Source organism: Campylobacter concisus (genome assembly GCF_050447505.1).
Classification (GTDB): Bacteria; Campylobacterota; Campylobacteria; order Campylobacterales; family Campylobacteraceae; genus Campylobacter_A; species Campylobacter_A concisus_BP.
In genome coordinates this window covers 433,518-454,000 of record NZ_JALMFZ010000001.1, presented here as the reverse complement: position 1 = coordinate 454,000, position 20,483 = coordinate 433,518, and the positions used below count along the sequence as shown (strand labels likewise).

Below are 20,483 nucleotides of genomic sequence, written 5' to 3'. Positions count from 1 at the left end.
ATGAAGAAGATAATATTTATCATCATAGCTCTTTTAGCAGTAATAGCTTCAGCACTGTTTATCAACAAAGGAAAAACAATGAATAAAGGAAATTTAATGGATAATACTAATACATATACAGTTTTAGCACCAGATGGAACAGAACTAAAATTTGATAAAACAACAAACCTATTGGTGCCAAATAATAATGAGTATAAAAAGGTGCGTACCAGTAAGGAATACTTAGAAATTCAGTCTAAATATTTACTAGAAGCTCGCTCCATCCTAGACTCATCTCCATATAAAAACTATAAACCTCTATACTATAACCCTAAACCAAATTCTCTAGGTCAAACAGACTATCTATCATTTAAACCATGGCTAGACATTAGCTATAAATCAAACTCAAATAAACTATCTCCTTGGACTAAATCAGAAAAAGCTTACTATGAAAGTTTAAAAGATAAAAGAGATAGATATATCTATCTAGTAAAAAGAAGTAATCTAAAATGTACTATGATAGATATCCCAGATGATGCCATAGGTAGAGTAGATAGTAGTGGCAAACTAACAAAGCCAGAGTATGCTGAAATTTATGATGAAGTAAATTCTCATAAAGGGACATTAAAGTCAATGCTGTTTTCGGCAGAGTGGGGAATGTGTGCAGGAATACTTGGAGATCCTATGGGGTTCTCATATGGAAATGAAGCAGGATTTAAAGCAAGAGGATTTCAAAGAGTATTCTTAGCAGCTCAGCTAGGAGTAGTAAAAGCTTTAAAATTTCTAGGTGATTTATTTGAGAGATCTCCCTATAATGTAGGTCTTAATAAAAATTTACAAATGGCTGAAGAGTTTAGAAAACTAGCTAAAAATCCTCCATTAGATGAATATGGGATGATACCTTATCTAGATGAGATAGTAGGAAGCTACTTCGTGATGGATTTTAATAGGGGTGGGGTTATACTTGATCCAATAGCCGATACTGTTCATCACTTAAGAGAAATGGTAGAGGATGAAGGAAAGCTACTAGACCCTAGAGACCTAGATGCTAATGAGACTACTAGGGAAGAATTTTTGAAATATGCAAAAGAAACCTTGCATGATTTTCAAGCTCCTTATGATGTTGCAGAGCCAGATGATACTGAATTAAAGCAAGTTATGTTAAATAGAGACTCTGGTATATTAGAAGCCAAAATAATGTCCCTAACCCCACCAGAAGGCTATCCTAATGCACCATACTACAACACACCAGAAGAGCTAACAAGACTATATGAGGCTGGTAAATTAGATAAAAAGCTAAATCCTTTAACACCAGTCATGTATAGAGATAGCTTCCCTGAAGATCTTAGGCAAAAGATATTAAGCTATGCCAAAGAGCATAATATAAAGGATTAAAGAATAAATTTAATATATATGGCTCCACTTGGAGCCAAACTTCGTCTCCTAATAGGTCGTTATAACATAAGTATCATCTGGAATAGTATGAGAAGCTTTGCTTTTATGAAACAAACTTATATGTTTGACCTAAAAGATGTCGAAGCTATTAGAAATATGCTAAAAGGATATGGTAAATCACTAGGCAAAGATGTAGGAGTAGCTTTTCTTAAAGGCATCGTAGAACTCTGGAAAACATCCTATGAAAAACTAGAAGAGAACTACAAAGAGATAATGCACACAAGATACACATATAAATTTAATGAAGCTTACGCACTAAATAATATCTCATATAAACCTATGTCTATAAAAGAAGCCTATGATAAAAATAGTACAAATAGCTATTGCTACTATCCAGTAATGATCTATCAAAACTATATAAGCCTAAATTTAAATAGACTATTTCTAGGAGCTAATATAAGTAGTGGAGGACTAGACTATAACTCATTTATATACTATGACATAGACCATAAGAACAACAAACTATCTTTTAACCTAGCCTCTAAACTAGCACTAAATAACCTTAGTGCCTATCTATGCTTAGATGAGCTAAGAGGATCTGGTAATGAGATAGATGCAAGATATTTTAAATATGCTAGAAGTAAATATACTGAATCTGATGTAGAGATAAGGGAGTTAAATTTGGATGTTAAAGAGGAGAAAGAGGTGTATGAAATTTACAAGAAAAGCTCATTAGCAAACGTAGTATCAGGCAAACCAAAATATCCTATAAACTCATATCAAAAAGCAGTAGAGATAATAAACAAATTTAAAAAAGGTATATTTAACACAGAAGATAACGATAACTCCCATCGCAACCTCTCAAGAGATCTAGTAGAGGCACTAGATACTATAGGAAACAATAACATAAAGGGTATATATGTGGGGTGTAGAGAAAGTTGGAAAGAAAATGAAAATTTAGAGGAAAAAAATATGCCTCCTCGTCTTGTCGGTCGTCTAGCCACCACCATAGTAATGGAAGATGGTCTATACATAGGATAAGATATGAAGAAAATAATATTTATCATCATAGCTCTTTTAGCAGTAGGATCACTGCTAATAATAAATAAAGGAAAATTACAAGACAAAGGAAATTTAATGGATAACACTAATACATATACGGTTATAGCGCCAAATGGGGATAAGATAGAATTTGATAAAAAGACAAATTTGATAGTCGCTGAAAAAAATCCCAATATGCAGCTAGCTCCAGATCTTGCAGCTAAACTGGTTCTTGACTCTCGCTCCATCCTAGACTCATCCCCATATAAAAACTATAAACCCCTATACTATAACCCTAAACCAAATTCTCTAGGTCAAACAGACTATCTATCTTTTAAACCATGGCTAGACATTAGCTATAAACCAAGCTCAACTAAACTATCACCTTGGACTAAATCAGAAAAAGCCTACTATGAAAGCTTAAAAGATAAGAGAGATAGATATATCTATCTAGTAAAAAGAAGTAACCTAAAATGCACTATGATAGATATCCCAGATGATGCCATAGGTAGAGTAGATAGTAGTGGCAAACTAACAAAGCCAGAATATGCTGAAATTTATGATGAAGTAAATGCTCACAAAGGTACATTAAAATCAATGCTTTTTTCAGCAGAGTGGAATATATGTGCAGGAGTATTAGGAGATATGGGAGGATTTGTAGGAGGAGTTGGACTAGGCTATGCAGGATTTAAAGCAAGAGCATATCAATCAATGTTTTTATCAGCTCAGCTTGGTCAAGACGGAGCCTTAGAGGCATTAGCTGATTTATTTGAATACTCAACCTATCTAGTAGGTCTAAACAAAAATTTACAAATGGCTGAAGAATTTAGAAGACTAGCTAAAAATCCCCCACTAGATGAATATGGAATGATACCTTATCTTGATGAGATAGTAGGAAGCTACTTTGTGATGGATTTTAATAGAGAGGGTGTCATTAATAATGCAGATGGCTCGCTTCATAAACGCTTAAGGAAATTAGTAGAAGATAAAGGCAAACTACTAGATCCTAGAGATATAGATGCAAACGAGACTACTAGAGAAGAATTTGTAAATTATATTAAAAGTCACATGAGTGAATTTCAAGAGGAATATGGCAAAGGTGCTTTCCCTAATAGATGGAGTGAAAAAGATCTTTCTCTTTATATCGATTCTGCTCTTCTAGAAGCTAAAATAATGTCCCTAACCCCACCAGAGGGCTACCCAAATGCCCCATACTACAACACCCCAGAAGAGCTAACAAGACTATATGAGGCTGGCAAATTAGATAAAAAACTAAATCCTCTAATACCAGTGATGTATAGAGATAGCTTCCCAGAAGATCTTAGGCAAAAAATCCTAAACTATGCTAAAGAGCATAATATAAAGGATTAGAATTTAACATCAAGCGATAAATTATGGTTTATAGAAGGAAGTATGTATCCATTATAAACCATACATCTAAAATATCTAATAGCACACCATTTCTACTTTTGCTTTTAAAACACTAGCGTTTATATTTGTAGCATATGTTCCTAGTAAAATTTTATACTGCTTCTCATGTCCTACTATTTGAGCTATGATGTTTGGCTCTACTTCTTGTTGGACAAGCGTATCTATAAAGTAGTGCCTAAACGAGTAAAAAGTCTTTTGTTTGTCGCTACTTATTAGCTTTCGTTGTATTTGTGATCTAAAAATTTCCGAAAAGTCTTTGTTACTTACTTTGAAGATGCTTTTATTTGCACTAGCCCTTTGTTTTACAAACTCCATTAGTCCAAGCTCTATTAGTTTGCTATGGACTGGCACAAGCCTTATGGAGTTTATATTTTTGGTGCTCTTGCCATCATCTCTATTTATGCTAAAGCAAAGCACGTTATTGTGTTGCACAATGTCACGTGCTCTTAGCTGAACTATCTCATTTATCCTCATGCCACTATATGCTGCTATCATGGTTATATAGTATAGATCATTTGCGCTTATGCGATTGCTTGGTGACTTGTTAGTCTCTTTAAAATTTTGAACTATTTTAAAGATAGTATTAGCCTCTTCTTTACTATAAGGTAGCACCTTACGCTCCATTGGATTTATCTCTACTTTTACGTTTAGGTCATTTACGATGCTCTTACTTATGTAGTCGCTGTTATAGCAATACTTAAAGAACTGCACTACTCTTATCATATATTTTTGTATGGTTACTTGTGATAGCTTGGCATCATTTTTGCCTATGCGTATTATCTGCTCTAAGTTTTTGTCTTTATATTTGGCTTTTTGGTTTAGTTTAGTTGGTATGAGGGCTAAAGTATTTCTAAATTTAAGTAGATCATCTCGTGATATGGTTGTGATGTCCTTGTTCGGATGAAAAAATTTAAACAATATATTGCCTACAATATTTACCAGATCCATAGTGCTACTTGACCACTTTTGACTAATGCTAGTGTTAGCTGTAAAATTTTCAAATGCCATTTTTAATGTGATGATCTCCCTACTCTCTACCTTTTTTTGGCTAGTAGCGCATGGTACTATCTGGTATTCTTGCATTGCTTCATCGTTTAAGCTACCCATGCCAAAGCTACTATCTCCTATTTTTATGCGCTTGCCTATTAGATGACTATTAGCAGATAGTATCTGCTCTGCGTTCCTCTCATCACCTTTTGTTTTTACTAGCTTAAAAGGAGTGTTAAGTCCGTATTGTTGCTCAGCAGTTGCCATTATGGCATGTGAGAAATTTTTAGCTAGACTTTTGATATCTTCTTTGTTAAGAGGTAATTCAATTGCTTCATCTAGAGCGTTGATGTTGTCTTGGAAGCTATCTATACCAGTTGGCTCAAATTTATAACTTTCATCTTGTTTGCTTAAAAATTTAAGTCTTTTAGACACAAGGTTTGTGCTCTTATCAAGCTTTGATATTAGGTAGTTTAGGGATAGTATATGTTTCTCAAGCATGGTTTGAGCTATGCTTGCTTTATCATCTTGGTCTATGGCTTCATCTGGACTATTAGATAAAATTTTAGCCATGCCATTTAAAGTCTCATTACTTTTATTAAGTAAATCAGAAAAGGTATTATCTTTTAAAGCCTCTTTGAAGTGCCTATTTAGCGCATCTGCAAAGTCAATATCTATCTTTTTATCATAAAGCGAATGCTCTTTTATGCTCTTATCAACCTTTGCTTGCATAAAACTATCAACTAGTGAATCTATAATTCCTTGATTTAACTTCATATCAACTGCCTTTGCTATGAGATAGATATATCTATCATAGATTCTAGCAGATTTTCTGGCTTTTAATATGGAACAAGTCCCCAAGGAGAAAGATAGCTCTCTTGAGCACTTTAAAAATTTTCTTGCTTTTGGTGCGATGACGCTTCGGTAGTAATAAATTCCATTGCGGTTTTTTAGATGTACCATGGATTTGTAGTGGAACAAAAGTGGGACACTTGGCTAGTGCTTATTGGGAAAAGTTGTTTGTAATGGCGACGTAGCAAGGCTTTAAGTGATATTTAAAAATTTATCTCATAAGCCGGAGGTCGGGAGTTCAAGTCTCCCCCGTGACACCATAGATACCTAAACTTCGATATTCCTATAATATTATATTGCAGTCACCTTTCATAAAATATAGCTTAATGTTTGTAGCAAAACAAAATTTTATATAGCAAATTTTTAAGCTAACTGTAATTTTAGCATTTTTTTGTAAAAATTTTAAAAACCAAATATAACATACAATTTTCTACACACCAACTAGCACGACATAACCTGTCACGCTACTAGGTTAAATTTTCATCGCAAATTAAATCAAAAACAAAAGCAAGTGTTTTTAATAAATGCTTAATTCTTTTTGGATTAACAAAAAGACATGTAATGTCTTGAAAGTTAGTATATAATTAGCAATAAAACAATATTTTTTAAATAAAATATATTTTTTATTTAAATAGTTGTAAAATATTAAATTATTTTAACATGTAAAGGAGTTGTTGTGACAAAATTTGAAGTGGCACTTCAAAAAGAGTTTGAAGATCAGATGACCGCTATAAAAAAACCAAATTTAGCTATTGTTGGCGGAACCGGAGTTGGTAAAAGCTCTCTTATAAATCGTATATTTGGCAAAAATGCAGCAAAGGCTGGTGTTGGAGCTCCTATTACTAAAGGTATGAACAGAATAGAAGATCCGAGCCAAAGTGTGCCGATAGTGTTTTATGACACTGAGGGGTACGAAACAACAAGTACAAATGAGCAAAACAATACAAATTTTGAACAAAATATAATCCCTGAGTTTGAAAAACTTCAAAAAAAGAATCTGGATGAGCAGATACATATAGTTTGGTATTGTATATCTATAGCAAATCATAGAGTAACTCCTTATGACATAAAAAATATCAAATATTTTAAAGACAGTGGGTATAAAATCGCAATAGTTTTTACAAAATGCGATACTGATGAAGAACTGGGAGATGGTAGTGGCAAAGATGCAAACGAATTTAAAGGTATCATCAAAGAAAAAATCGGCCCAATGTATTTTTTTGAAACCACAAATGATGAAAGTATAAAACTTGATATAGATGCTTTGCTTGAGTGGTCTGTTGGTCAACTTGATGATGATATGCTAAGACAAGCCTTCATATCGGCGCAAATTTCTTCGATAGAGCTTAAAAAACAAGAAGCTTATAGGATAGTAAAAATAGCTGCTACAACGACTGCTGCAACAGCAGGGCTAAATCCAGTACCAGTCTCAGACGCCCTTCTTATAGCACCACAGCAAATAACCATGTGCTTAAAGATAACAAATATCTTTTGGTTAAATACCGGTAGCGCTTTAAAGCTAGGAGAGCTTTTACGAACGCAGCTATTGCAAATAGTGGGCAAGGAAGCGGCAGCTAGCCTTACAAAATTTATACCTATTTTGGGACAGCTAATAAATGCAGCAGTTGCTGGAAGTCTTACTTATGGATTTGGCGTGGCGATTGTTGAGGCAAATGCCAAGGCGCTAGACGAGTTTTTAAAGACTGGTCAAATGCCTGTTTGGACTAAAGTTTTTAGCTCAAAATTTATATCTGAGATTATGAACAAATCAATAAGCCAATTCAAAGGATAAGCTATAAGTATTGCCTGTAATGTTTTAATCATAGGAAAAACTGGCACCGGCAAAAGCTCTTTTGCAAACTATCTTTTTGATGTGGATAAATTTACTACTGGTTCAGGAGAGCCGGTAACTAGCTGGGCTGAAAATTTTCAAGCATATCATTTTGAAAAAGAGGGCATAAAGATAAATGTATATGATTCAGTAGGATTGGAACCCGATAATCAATCAAAGTGGATGGGAGAGCTTGATAATTTTTTAGCTCATAAGCAGAGCCAAAAAGATCCAAATAAGATCATACATGCTTTGTTTTACGTTATAAATGCTTCAAGTGCCAGAATAGAGCCTGGCGAGATAACCAAAATAAAAGAGATCAATCAAAAATATGATATAGACGGAACCATTGTCTTTACTCACTGCGATGTCGCTGATGATGACACGCTATATCAACTTGAAAAAAATTGCAAGCAAAATAATCTTAAGAGTATAAAAATTTGCTCAATATCTAGAAAAACAAGAACTGGGGCACAAAGTCAAAAGTATGGCAAAGATGAGGCTGTAAAAATTTTGTTAAACTCATCGTATGAAAAGATAGGTAGAGAACTTAACGAGGCAGTATGTGATAATGTTATAGAACATCTATTAGTTATTAGAGAAAAAATAGAAGAAACTATTTTTATTTTTAACTTTTTATTATTACTTAAATTACAAACCAGTTATATAATTCCAAGATCTTACATACCATACAAAAATTTTCTAGATCAATTCCCACAAGAATATACCAAATTTAGTTTTTTTTATAAAAACTTAAAATATATTAGATTTAATATTTTTATTCTACTTTTTTTATTGATTTCTTTTTGCTTGATATTATCTATTCCGATTTTTATTGTTTTTTTGTTTTCGGTATTGTTTAAATTAAATATGGAAGTTATCTACGAAAATCTAATAAAATTTATTGTATCAATAGTGGATTTTTTCATAAAACGTATTATTCTTAGAAAATATATTGTAAATAACAGTAAAGCTAAAGTAGATACGAATGAAATATATAAATATGAAGCCATGAAAGATTATAAAGAAATTTTCTTGAATATAGAAAACATACAATTTGAAAAATATATCTGCGATGAAGATGTTGGTTTTATGGAGTCTTTAATTAGCATATTTTTTTCTAGTGAAGATGAATTGTTATTTCCTGAAAATAGATATTTATGTAAGTTATTTGACAATATGGATCAGGCTTATACAAAAAAGGATTTTAGAGAACTTTTTATTACAACCAAAAAAATTTATAAATATATAAATAGTTGTAACGATAAAGAGATAAGAAGTAATAAAATAGCAAAACGTCTTTTATCTAGATCTTCCAGGATAATAAATGAGCATTTTGAGAAAACAATAAAAGTGATGGAAAAAATTAAAAATGGTGAAAAAATTAGTTTAAATGAGTGTCTTGATATGAAAAATGTGCTAAGAAACATTAAGTAAAATTTTTTATTGACACAACCTGTCATCTTTTGTTGTTAAAATGGTGCTTATATTTTAATAAAAAGGAGTTTTGAAAATGCCAGATAAAATAAAAGATAATGTATTGGCAACAGTTCTTGCTTTGGACTTTTTAACAACATCTAGTAAGGATTTTGGTCTTGCACATGCTTGGGCGGAAAGAATATTAGGAACCCATCAAGTCTCACCAGAATATCTAATGCATATGTATAATGCTCTCTCTAATAAAGAGGTCGAAATTGATTTAATCATAGAATATGTTACTAAAATAACAGGCGATAGCATAAAAACCGCTATAGCTGATATACAAAAGTGTAAGAAGCCAGACTGGAAAGAGTTAAAAGAAGAAAAACTAATAAATGCATATGATGCCATGCAGACTATATACAAAAAGCACTTCGAGCAAGCCAATCCATACGTTTATACACCCAAACAAATAAGAGATGCTCTAAGTAAAATAAATACGATAGTAGATCAGATAGAATTAAAAATTTTATTTGATGAAGAAGAAATGAAAAAAACAATAAAGCTTTTAAAGATTAAAGATCAGAAGGGGTTGCTAACATATACACATGATCAATCTACAGAAATTGAACACATGGTTCCAAAAAACGATATTAGAATAAACGAAAAAGATATATTAGGCTTTGCACTTTTGCTAGTAGCGCAAAATAAGCTAAAAAATATAATTTCAAACAATCCTATTGCTGTTATAGCCTATTTAAACACTACTAATCATAAAGATTTTAAAAAAGCATATAGCAATATGATGGATAATTATAAAGCAGTAAGTGAATATAGGTCAAAATATTTATATTATTTTCTACGTTACGATATAAAAAATATAAGTCTAAAGAATTTTCCTACAACACCGCCAGAATACAATGCTGAATTACATATAGTGATACTAAAAGACTATTATACTTTTACAATAAATACAAACAATAAGTATGATTAGGTTTTTTGATAGACAAATATTTAATTATTGTGTCTTTTTTTAGCCTCTGCACATATCACGACACAACCTGTCATGCAACTAAGTTAAATTTTCACCATAAATCAAATCAAAGGAGCATAGATGTTAAGATACATAATAGGTGGTGTGGCGCTTGGAGCTATAGGTTTTGGGTTGAAAAAGTATTTTGATAATTATGATACATGCACACCATATAACAACACGCAAAATGAGCATAGTCCGCACAAACATGACGATATAGATATGAGTGATTTAGTCGTTAGCGATGATGTTTTTTTGGAAGAAAACGAGCTAGACGGAAGTCGTAAATTTAATGAAACTATTAGTCGCCTTTTTCTTTCTTTGCAAAGTTTGCAAGAAAAACTCTCTAGCATAGAAAATTTACCAGAGTTAAAGTCTGCCTACACGTCCATTAGCGGCGAAAAAATTTTGAAATTTAACAGATCAGATAGTGAAAATTTTAATAAATCGTTTCATCTTTTTATAAACTCAAAAGAAGATTTGCAAATTTTATGCGATCTAAATTTGATGATAGACTTTACGGTGAGCTGGATGATAACAAATAACATTACTAAGCTTGATCTAGCGCAAAGTAAGAGCGATGACTACAACGAATTTAAAGAAGATGAACAAGTGCTTATCATTAAACTTCTTGAGCTAAACAATAGGCTAGTTAAAGCACTAAGAGAGGTAAAAGCCGCCGCACATATGCAAGAGATCGCGACTATTTTTAAAGATGCTGCAGATGTATATAAAAGATACTATGATGAGAAATTTTTTAAAGAGAAAATTTATGAATAATAGTGTTTCATGTTGTAAAAAGTATTTAAAAAGATAAGGAGCAAAAATGTGGAGACTTTTTCTAGATCTATCATTTGGTTATATTATGTATAAGATCATTAAATTTTTGGCACTAAATTTATATTTGCCAGCACTGCAGGAGCTTATAAAGCAAATTTATATGAAACTAAAGTTGAGTATTTAATTTTAAGTTATATTTTGTTTAAAATAGAATAAAATAACGAAACTTAAAAGGAGTAAGTATGAAAAACCAAAAAATGGGGGGGGGGTAGTAGCCCCATTAAATAAATTTTCCGCATTAGCTCCTCTTGTATCATTATTTTTTAAAAATATAACTTCTATTAATAACATTCAACATAGTTTCAATTACAAAATTTTATTCAAAGGAGCTGAGTATGGAAACAACTCAAAATCAACAAGAGATTCAGATAAATTTAAATGATCTGATAACCAAAGGCAGTGAAGTCTTTAAAGAGATTAAACAAGATTTAACTTCAAAGCTAAACGTTTTAATAGTTGGCAAGACCGGAGCAGGTAAAAGCACACTTATAAATGCTGTTTTTGGCGACAAAGTTGCGGAAACTGCCTCTGGAAAGCCAGTCACGCAAGAGATAAGAAAGATAGAAGTCAATAAAAATTTTAGTATCTACGATACAAAAGGTCTTGAGATGAAGGACTTTGAAAATACTTATGCTGATATTGAAAATTTCTTAGAAGAAGATAGCCATAAGAAAGCTGATGAGCAGATACATATAGTGTGGTTTTGCATAGCAGAACCTAGTAGAAGGATAGAAGAGGGAGAGAAAAAGCTATTTGAACTACTTAAACAAAAAGACTATACCATAATAACCGTAATCACAAAAGCTTACCAAGACAAAGACGAAAATAATGAAAAATTTTCAGATAAGGTAAAAAGTGAGCTTTGCATCAATGACGACTGCTTGCAAAGAGTTATAGCACTAGAGATTGAGGACGACGATGGCAATATAAAGCCATTTAAAGGCGTGAAAGAACTTACTCAAAAAACATACGATGCTTTACCTGCTGCATCAAAACAAGCTTTTGCTAGAGAACAAAAATATAATAAAGAAATAAAATATCAAGCATCGCTAGATATCATCAATAAATATAGTGCAACAGTAGGAGCTATAGCAGCTACACCTATACCATTTTCAGATATAGCTCTGCTTTTGCCTACTCAAATAGCCATGATATCGCATATTACGTATAATTATGACTTTGAAGTCAATGCAGAAAGTATCACAAAACTAGCAACATCTTTTGTTGCAGTGGCTGCTGGAGGTTTTGCAGTAAGATATATAGCTGGCAATTTACTAAAATTTATACCGACTGTAGGAAATGTTGCTGGAGGAGCATTTAATGCCACAGTTGCTGTCTCTACAACTAAGTTAATGGGTAATGCATATCTAGCATATTTAAATGATAATTTTAGTTTGATATATGAGGGAGATTTTGATCTCTTTAAAAATTTAACTGACACTGTCATAAAAGCATACATAGAAAAAGTAAAATAACCATCAAAAGTAGCTCTGTTTGGTTTGTCGCGTCCTTTGTGGTAAAATTGAGAATCACATAGGATGTGACAAACTTTGTTTATTATATTGTTAAGGAGAAAACAATGCCAAGACGTCCAAATCCATTTAAAATGTGTTGCACAAACTGCGGTTATGAAAAGGTGGTTCATTTTAGCAGTGATTGCCTAGATGCTGATGATATGGCCCAGATACCAAAAGTGTGTCCAAAATGCGGCAATGATAAATTTGAGCGCAAACCATACACAGATACTGGTTACAACATATTTGATATGATAAAGAAAATTTTGAAGTAAAAACTATGTCAGATAAAATTCACAACATCCTCATCCTCTACAACCCATACTACCAAAGCGATGTCATCGAGCAGCATCTTAAAATTTTAAATGACAAGAGCAAGGTTGCCTTTGGCAAGATAAAAAGCAAGCGCCGAGATATGATAAATCCTTTTGAGGAGCAAATAGAGCAGTTTGCTCAAGAGTTAAGCTCAAGCGAAGATGCCAAATTTTTGCAGCTCTTTTTAACCGACTATTCAAATTTATTTGTAGCAAAGGTCACCTCTATCACAAGCGATGATATGAGCGAGATCGCACCGAGCTATTACAAAGAAAAAGAGCTAGATGTAGAGAAGTGGTTTGTGATAAGCGACATAAGGGAGCTAGCTAGAAACGACTTTGAGTGTGTTAGAGATAACTACCTAGCGAATTTCACGGTAAATGACCACACATACGCAGTCTATGGCAACGCCTACGTCTATCCACTCATTATAGATACCAAACAAGGCATGAGCTATTTTGATGACGAGAGCAAATTCTATCCTGATGTTTATAAGAGCGATGAGTTTTTAGAGATCAAGAAAAATTTGACTCGCTACTGCTTTGGGCAAAATTTGATAAACCTCATGCATCCAGACAGCATAGAAAACATCATTTCAGCCGAGATAGAGTATCTTGACAACATCTCCAACCCACTCTATGACTTTAGCTCGGTCGTGGTCAAATACTCAAAGACTATGGAGCAAGAAATTTATGCCTTTGCTAAAGTGCTTTTAAAAAAGCTAGCAGATAAAAACCCAGCCATTCTAAAGATAGCCTATGAAGTTCAAGGGTCTAAATTTACGGTTGCTGATATGTTTAACAATAAACCAAATTTAGGAACCTATAAATTTATATTTAAAAACTATCTTGTCCAAGATGCACTAGAAGAAAATGTGCTTCAAGCCTATGTAGCCAAAACTCTGCCAAAAGTCATAACATCGCTACAAGACTTACGCAATGAAACGGTCCATGCCAAAGCCCCTAGCCATGCAGACGTGACAAAACTAAGAGCTAAGATAATAGGTGTAGGAGAAGGCAGTGTGCTAGCTAAGCTCGTAAAAGCTAGAGTTGAGTCAAATAAAATTTAGCTTATACCTCTTGATGTCATAGCAAGTATAGTTATTTTGGCAGTGCCTGTGTTTTTAACATCGCTTGTAGTTCCAAAGACTATGTCACTATCTGGCTCAAGATGCTGCTCTATGATATTTATCGCCTCTGTTAAGTCTGAAAATTCCATACTCTCATCTATCTCAAACCAAGCCGTCATAGACCTAACCGCTGCTTCTGATGAGAGAAGTTTTTGCATGGCTTGCTTAGTAGCATTTTGGATAGCATTTTGCCCATTAGAAATGCCTCTAACGATCGCTGGCACACCTTTATGAGCCATAGTGCTTTTAATGTCAGATATGTCTAGCCCTATGCTTGTAAAGTGGCTACTAAATTCATTTATAAACATAGCGCTGCTAGCCATATCAACTAGGTCTTTGTCTATATCTTTTAAATTTTGCTCATACGAAGCAAAATCATGAAAATTTGAAAGCTTTAGCTCATTTATCTGATGGTTTTCATCATTTATTATCTTTTCCAATGCACTAAACCTCTCTTTGTAGTAACGCACTTTATTTCTATCTGCCTCATCTATTTTTACATTACTTGTTGCTTTATCTATGATCTCGGTTAAGCTCATATCCTCTCCTTTTTAAATTTAACGAAAATTTACACCATGACTCTGACAGGTTGTGTCGCGATCTATTTTTAGGATAAAATAGCGAAAATTTTAAAAGGATTTAAGATGCGCTCTCACGACAAGATAGCCTTTAGGCTCGCTCAAATTTTAATAAAGCTAAATGACGGAGCAAGACTTAGTATAGATGAGCTCACGGAGGAGTTTAGTGTCAATAAAAGAACCATTTTAAGGGACTTTGAGCGCCTAAATATACTGCCTATAGAAAAAGCAAATGGCAAATACTTTTTAGCTGATTATGCACTTGGTAAGCTTAGCTATAAAGATATCCAGGCATTTGCCATACTTAGTGGAGTGAAGTCTTTGTTTCCGGATCTAGATGATAAATTTATAAGCGACGTCTTAAACGAGAAGCTAAACAAAGCCTATCTCATCAAAAATCAAGGCTTTGAGGATCTACAAATTTCAAGAGCTGAGTTTGAAGAGATAAGCGCTGCTATCATTAAAAATAAGATGATTGAGTGCTCTTATAACCCTAAATTTAGATCACTAAAACCATATAAGCTGATAAACAACAATGGTGTCTGGTACCTGCTAGCAGATGATAGTGGCAAGCTTAAAAATTTCACCCTTTCAAAGCTTGAAAAGATAAAGATAAAAGATAGCACATTTAAGCCAAATGAAGAATTTGTAAATCGCATAAAGCAAAACGATACAAACTGGTTTTCGGACGTAAAATTTGAAGTGACGCTGGAGATAAAAAGCGAGGCGATTAGCTACTTTAAAAGAAAGAAATTCTTGCCAAATTTTAAAATAATAAGCGAGGATGAAGATAAGATCGTCCTAAGCACAGAGGTAGCCTATGACGATGAGATCTTGCGTGTGGTCAAATACTGGCTGCCATTTATCAAGATAAAAGAGCCTGAGTATCTAAGGGATAAATTTGAAAATTTACTTGAAGAGTATCTAAAATAGCTCATTTTTAATATTGACAAGAGAAGCAAAAAAGAGTTAAATTTCTTAAATAAATTTAAGGAAAGCACTTGTATAAGATATTAGAAATCTTGCCGCAGGCCACAAATAATCAAGAAATTTTTATCCTAGATCACGGAAAGAGTGAATACGGCACTTTAAAATACAAAGACACCCTAACAAGCTACGAATGGAATATCAAACGTTATAACAAACTAAAAGTCGGTGCTTTTGTCTTAAATAGGCATCCTTGCTGCGTTACTAAAAATAAGAAATTTGAAATATATGCAGGCGGTTACGTAGAGAGTATCAGCGAGCCAGACGCGCAAGGAAATGTCACCGCTAAAATTTCTCATGTTTTTAATATCACACCTCCGCTAAGGCAAGGCGATGCATTTTTAGAAAATTTCAAATGGGAGAGCAAAAACAAAAGGTCAAAAAGCTGGCAATATTTTTGGAGTCAATTCGGGATGAATCAAATTTCGTTTGAGGATTTTTTAAATTTGACTAAAAATTTAAGCTGCTTGCCTATAGAAATTTAGCAAATTTTATAGACAAGCAAAGAGTTTTGGTCCAAAAGGTCGCCCCGTTAGACCAAATTTATTATAGAGTTACAACAACATCCTCTTTGATATCTACGCTTATCGTAGAGCCTGTTACCGTGTATGTTTTGTAACCATCATGCGAGCCAGCCTCTGTAAAACCACCTTGTAATGTTACTCTATCGCCTTCTTCGCCGTCTATTTTCAGCTCATTGTTTCTAAAGATATCATCTTTAGTTAGCGTGATATTTAAATTTTTATCAGCTCCGCCAAGCTCAAGGCTTGTTATTTTCTCAACCTTACTAAAGTCCACAGAGCCATCTTTGATGGTAAGTGTTGATGCATCACTAACCATAGATCCGCTCACTTTACCGCCTATTGTAGCGCCAGAGATATCTAACTCGCTGCCTCCAGCGCGCGTGTTGCCTTCTATATCGCCTCTTACTGTGGCGTTTTCGATGATTATTTTGTTTTTATCAGAGTCTTGAGCTCCGCCATATACATTAGGGTTTTCGCCACGACCTCCGCTTACATATTGATTTACAGTGGCTCCGTCTAAAATTCTAATAGTATCAGCGTCTTCGTTGCCCTGTACATACTCAGTCACAGTAGTGCCAGCGCCAGTTACTGTTATGTCGTCATTGCCCCATCTACCAACTATGCCCTCAACCGTTGCTTGGTCGCTAACCAAGATAGTATCGTCGCCACCTCTGCCATTTACTGCGCTTGTAAATGTGCCAGCACCAGTTACAGTTATGATATCGTCGCCCTCGTCTGCTTGGATAAGTCCAACATGAGCACCCTTTTCTGCCGTGATAGTATCATCGCCGTTTCCGCCACCTATATTTTTTACGCTAGTTCCTGCGCCGCTTATTTTTATGGTGTCATTACCAGCACCATTATCTGTTATATCTAAAGATGGGTTTACTTGTTTTTCATGCATATCGTTTTTAGTCTTTGTATCGCCAAGTACCCAGCCATCTACCTTAGCACCGCCTTGGACTACTATCGTATCTTCGCCAGCGTTACCAAATACATTCTTGCTAACAACAGAGCTATTATCTATCGTTATAGTGTCTTTTCCGTCATTTCCATATACGCTTTTAGCAACTTTTGAGCCATTATCTACATTTATAGTATCGTCGCCATCGTTGCCCACAACCATGCCAGTGATCGTAGTTTTGTTTAGATCGATCACATCATCGCCAGAGCCACCAGAGATGTTGCTAAGCTTTGCAGAATTTATGCCTGAAATTTTATCAGCACCAACACCGCCGTAGACGTTATTGATCTGTGCATTATCTACAACTATTTCATCGTTGATGTCTGAGCCAAAAACGTTTAGCTGTGCATTTGGAGCTACTATCTTTGCAACAGTGCCATCATCTGGGTAGTTGCCCTCATTTGCGTTGCTAGTCACTGCTAGCTTTTTAGCCTCATCTTGGCCGATAGCTAGCTGGCCGTCGTTGCTCACGTACCAGCCATTGTTATATGTAAATTCATTCACACCATCATCAGGCACTAGGTAGCTTCTGCCGTCAGCTTGCTTTTGTACGCTATATCCGCTAGGTATCTTTGTCGTAAATGCCGGTATCAGCTCAGCCGCTGGGTCCTCGCCCTTGTGAGCTGAGAGTGGGATTTTGATTATTCCATTTGGCTGTGGCGGCAATGGTGGTTGTGGCGCTACGTTATCAGCAGCTGCGCCGTCACCTAAATTTTCACCCTGTCCGCCGCCAACTGAGCTAACCGGAGCTTCAAATGTAGCGCCTAGGTCACCAAGATCATTAAAATTCGCACTTATATTTGAGTAGTGACCACCCTGTGCAAAGCTAGCAGCACCAAGACTTACTCCGTCACCTCCAGCGTTTCCACCAGCTTGGTTTCCACCAGCTGCAGTCTCTTCTAAAGCGTTAAGGTCTTGACCACCAAGTATTGCTTTTTGAAGTGAATTTATATCAGCTGTTGTTTGAGAATTTTCACTAACGCTTTGGTCTAAATTTATTGAGTCTTTACCTATTAGGCTTATCTCTTTTCCATCTGCTTTTGCTATTACTACTTTTGCGTCAGTTGTTTCAGTGACTATCTTTTCACCTTGATATACTATGTCACCTACTTTTAATTCTCTGCTTTCACCTGTTAGGCTTACAGCTTTTACGCTTCCTTGCGTTACATTTTTTACTACGCCTATTTCCTTTGACATGTGTCTCCCTTTTTAAATTTTTTCTTAAATTTAGCGGTTTTATTAAAATCAAACCATTGTACTTCGGTACAATTGTGACATATTTATGACTTGAAATTTTGCAAATTTAGATTTTGTGGGGATTGAAAAAGTTAGAAATTTTAGATATTGCAAAGAAATTTATATCAAATTCCTTTGCAAATTTGGATTTATTTTACAAAAAACTCTTGTGCTAGCTTTTTATCTTCAGGTTTGATGATAAATTTCTCATTAGCGATGCTAACTTCAAATTCAACATCTTTACTAGCTTTTGTATAAGCTAGTGCGAGCCTTGCAGCAAGCTCTTTGTCGGCTTTGCTAGCGTTTTTGCTTATGAAGCTAACAGCTCCCACGATGTCGTCGCTCTCTTTAAATTTAACCTGCTCAAATTTATCATTTGGATGAGCCAAAAGTGCGTTATTGTCGCTCTCATCACGTCCTATTATCATTTTTGCGCCATCTACCAAGCGAAGATGCCTACCAAGCTTTAGCCACGTAACGTCGATATCTCGCATCTCTTTATCAAATTTCAAGTAGTCTTTTATCTTGACTGCAAAGCTCTCGATCGTTAGCAAACACCCACCTCCGGGCGTTGCAAAGTCCTCAAAGCCAAATTTCTTCGCCAAAGCAAGTTGCGGCTTTCTATCGCGCCCGCTTATATCAAGCAGCTTCTCTCTATCGACCCAGCCCTCGCGCTCTGGCTTAGTTGGCGGCAAGAGCTTAGCACACATCGGACGAAGCACTAGATCATCCTCGTCATCAGCTAGGCGCTTGACCTGAAAGAGTGCGTCTCTGCGCTGGCTCATCGGCCTTTGTCCTACGACTTCGCCTGTGATTATAAAATTTGCATTTTCGCTTTTTAACATATTAAGAGCGGTTTTAAACATATATCCGTGGCAGTCGATACAAGGGTTAAACTGCTTGCCGTAGCCGTATTTTGGGTTAAAGAGCACGTCACGAAGATACTCGTTTCTCATATCAACCACCTTTAGGCTAGCTCCAGCCAAGGCTGCACGGCGCCTTAAAACTTCGTGCTTCTCCTCATCCACGCCAAATCCGGTATCCATATAAAGCGCGACCACTTCGATATTTTGATCGCTTATTATTTTCATAGAGAGCATGCTATCAAGCCCTCCGCTAAACAAAGCTAAAGCCTTCATTTTTGTCCTGAAAGTAAAATTTAAAGCCTAAATTTACTAAATCTAGGCTTTTATGAAGTTTATTTAGCAGCGTTAATTACGATTTTTTTGATCACTTCGCTTGCGGCTTTTAGGCTGCTAACTGGCAAGTACTCAAAGATAGAGTGAAAGTTGTTTCCGCCTGTGAATAAATTTAGCGTTGGCACGCCCTTTGCAGAGATCGCAGCGCCGTCGTATCCGCCTCGCATCGGCTTTATGTTTGGCGTGATATTTAGCTCGCTAAAGGCATCTTTTGCTAGCTTTATAGGCAGTGAGTTTTCATCTTTTAAGAACTTAAAGACGTTTTCATAGCGTGTTTTTAGCGTGATCTCGCAACGATCGCCATAAATTTTATTAAAAGAATTTGCCATCTCACTTAAAAAATCAAGCCTTTTTTGAAATTTCACCTCGTCAAATTCTCTTATGTCGATCTTGAGCGTCGTTTTTGCGCTGTTTCCGCTAAGCTCTTTTACCCAAAAATAGCCCTCCTTGCCCTCGGTGCACTCTGGCACTTCGCCGCCTGGCAAAAGAGAGATAAATTTATGCGCAAGAAGTAGCGAATTTACAAGCTTGCCCTTTGCGTTCATCGGATGAGCCGAAATGCCTTTAAAGATCGCCGTGCAGTCAGCTGCGTTCCAGTTTTCGTATATTAGCTCGCCTATCTCGCAGCAGTCTAAGCAGTAGCCAAAATCGGCTCCAAGTAAATTTACATCAAGTGCTTTTGCCCCAAGTAAGCCCTGCTCCTCATCTGGTACGAAGCAGATCACGATCTTGCCGTGCTTGACCTCAGGATTTTTCATGAAAAAGCTAGCCATATTTACGATACTAGCGATCGCTGCTTTATCATCAGCGCCAAGCAAGCTAGTGCCGTCAGTCACGACTATATCATCGCCAACATATTTTTTAAGCTCTGGATTGTCGCTAAAATTAAGATAGATGCCCTGCTCTTCGTTTAAGCAGATGTCGCCGCCTGTGTATTTTACTATCTTAGCTTTTGTGTCATTTTTTTGCTCGCTACTTGTATCTAAGTGCGCAAAAAAGGCGATACTTGGGGCATTTTCGCAGTTTGGGGGGATCTTTGCTATCAAGATAGCATTATCTTGCAAGATGATATCTTTTATACCAAGCGAGCTAAGCTCATCTTTTATGAATTTGGCTAGCTCGTACTCGGTTGGATTAGAAGGCATAATGCCTTTTAATCCATTCTCTTTATTCGTCGTGGTGTTAAATTTCGTATAGTTTATAAATCTCTCTACGATATCCATCTTTCA

Annotated in this window: 18 protein-coding genes; 13 read left to right on the top strand and 5 right to left on the bottom strand. The window is 35.2% G+C overall.

The features are described from left to right. Genes MTT09_RS02210 through MTT09_RS02200 form a run of 3 tightly spaced genes read left to right on the top strand, consistent with a single transcriptional unit; the run spans position 1 to position 3,786 of the window. A complete protein-coding gene (locus MTT09_RS02210; RefSeq protein ID WP_429802318.1) occupies positions 1–1,374 on the top strand; it encodes a thioredoxin reductase in 1,374 nt (457 codons plus the stop codon). An 18-nt stretch (positions 1,375–1,392) separates the two neighbouring features. Continuing rightward, a complete protein-coding gene (locus tag MTT09_RS02205) occupies positions 1,393–2,415 on the top strand; it encodes a hypothetical protein (RefSeq protein WP_429802316.1) in 1,023 nt (340 codons plus the stop codon). Positions 2,416–2,418: 3 nt separating this feature from the next. Next, on the top strand, positions 2,419–3,786 hold the full coding sequence (locus tag MTT09_RS02200) for a thioredoxin reductase (protein WP_429802314.1): 1,368 nt from the start codon (positions 2,419–2,421) through the stop codon (positions 3,784–3,786). A gap of 75 nt (positions 3,787–3,861) precedes the next feature. On the opposite strand, the gene MTT09_RS02195 is transcribed toward MTT09_RS02200, so the two are convergent. Further along, positions 3,862–5,796, bottom strand: a complete 1,935-nt coding sequence (locus tag MTT09_RS02195; protein WP_429802312.1) for a tyrosine-type recombinase/integrase — start codon at positions 5,794–5,796, stop codon at positions 3,862–3,864. A 565-nt stretch (positions 5,797–6,361) separates the two neighbouring features. Between MTT09_RS02195 and MTT09_RS02190 the strand changes: the two genes are divergently transcribed. The 8 genes from MTT09_RS02190 (at position 6,362) to MTT09_RS02155 (ending at position 13,706) form a co-directional block, all read left to right on the top strand. Continuing rightward, on the top strand, positions 6,362–7,477 hold the full coding sequence (locus MTT09_RS02190) for a GTPase (protein ID WP_429802310.1): 1,116 nt from the start codon (positions 6,362–6,364) through the stop codon (positions 7,475–7,477). Between the two features lie 3 nt (positions 7,478–7,480). Next, positions 7,481–8,953 (top strand): GTPase, encoded by a 1,473-nt coding sequence (locus MTT09_RS02185; RefSeq protein WP_429803697.1) that lies wholly within the window; start codon positions 7,481–7,483, stop codon positions 8,951–8,953. Between the two features lie 76 nt (positions 8,954–9,029). After that, positions 9,030–9,929: a hypothetical protein gene (locus tag MTT09_RS02180; RefSeq protein ID WP_429802308.1), complete on the top strand. Its 900-nt coding sequence runs from the start codon at positions 9,030–9,032 to the stop codon at positions 9,927–9,929. 120 nt (positions 9,930–10,049) lie between these two features. Continuing rightward, positions 10,050–10,748: a hypothetical protein gene (locus MTT09_RS02175; RefSeq protein ID WP_429802306.1), complete on the top strand. Its 699-nt coding sequence runs from the start codon at positions 10,050–10,052 to the stop codon at positions 10,746–10,748. A 46-nt stretch (positions 10,749–10,794) separates the two neighbouring features. Next, positions 10,795–10,932 (top strand): hypothetical protein, encoded by a 138-nt coding sequence (locus MTT09_RS02170; protein ID WP_187424478.1) that lies wholly within the window; start codon positions 10,795–10,797, stop codon positions 10,930–10,932. Between the two features lie 211 nt (positions 10,933–11,143). Beyond that, entirely contained in the window at positions 11,144–12,283 is a 1,140-nt protein-coding gene (locus tag MTT09_RS02165) for a YcjF family protein (RefSeq protein WP_429802304.1), read from the top strand. Between the two features lie 104 nt (positions 12,284–12,387). Next, complete coding sequence (locus tag MTT09_RS02160; RefSeq protein WP_429802302.1) at positions 12,388–12,597, top strand: hypothetical protein; 210 nt, start codon at positions 12,388–12,390, stop codon at positions 12,595–12,597. A 17-nt stretch (positions 12,598–12,614) separates the two neighbouring features. Continuing rightward, positions 12,615–13,706 (top strand): HP0729 family protein, encoded by a 1,092-nt coding sequence (locus MTT09_RS02155; protein WP_429803696.1) that lies wholly within the window; start codon positions 12,615–12,617, stop codon positions 13,704–13,706. Here MTT09_RS02155 and MTT09_RS02150 read toward each other — a convergent pair. Beyond that, entirely contained in the window at positions 13,703–14,305 is a 603-nt protein-coding gene (locus MTT09_RS02150; RefSeq protein ID WP_429802300.1) for a hypothetical protein, read from the bottom strand. The two genes, MTT09_RS02155 and MTT09_RS02150, sit on opposite strands and share 4 nt — an antisense overlap. A gap of 105 nt (positions 14,306–14,410) precedes the next feature. Here MTT09_RS02150 and MTT09_RS02145 point away from each other — a divergent pair, with 105 nt between their 5' ends. Together MTT09_RS02145 and MTT09_RS02140 are read left to right on the top strand one after the other, a co-directional pair. Continuing rightward, on the top strand, positions 14,411–15,277 hold the full coding sequence (locus MTT09_RS02145; protein WP_429802298.1) for a helix-turn-helix transcriptional regulator: 867 nt from the start codon (positions 14,411–14,413) through the stop codon (positions 15,275–15,277). 68 nt (positions 15,278–15,345) lie between these two features. Then, positions 15,346–15,816 (top strand): hypothetical protein, encoded by a 471-nt coding sequence (locus tag MTT09_RS02140; RefSeq protein ID WP_429802296.1) that lies wholly within the window; start codon positions 15,346–15,348, stop codon positions 15,814–15,816. A 61-nt stretch (positions 15,817–15,877) separates the two neighbouring features. On the opposite strand, the gene MTT09_RS02135 is transcribed toward MTT09_RS02140, so the two are convergent. From MTT09_RS02135 to pepT, 3 genes are all read right to left on the bottom strand, one after another. After that, positions 15,878–18,016 (bottom strand): retention module-containing protein, encoded by a 2,139-nt coding sequence (locus MTT09_RS02135; RefSeq protein ID WP_429802294.1) that lies wholly within the window; start codon positions 18,014–18,016, stop codon positions 15,878–15,880. A 188-nt stretch (positions 18,017–18,204) separates the two neighbouring features. After that, positions 18,205–19,194 carry an argininosuccinate synthase domain-containing protein gene (locus MTT09_RS02130; protein ID WP_107944635.1) on the bottom strand — a complete coding sequence of 330 codons (990 nt, stop codon included), beginning with the start codon at positions 19,192–19,194 and terminating at the stop codon, positions 18,205–18,207. 59 nt (positions 19,195–19,253) lie between these two features. Further along, positions 19,254–20,477 (bottom strand): peptidase T, encoded by a 1,224-nt coding sequence (gene pepT, locus MTT09_RS02125; RefSeq protein ID WP_429802292.1) that lies wholly within the window; start codon positions 20,475–20,477, stop codon positions 19,254–19,256. Positions 20,478–20,483 lie beyond the last annotated feature (6 nt).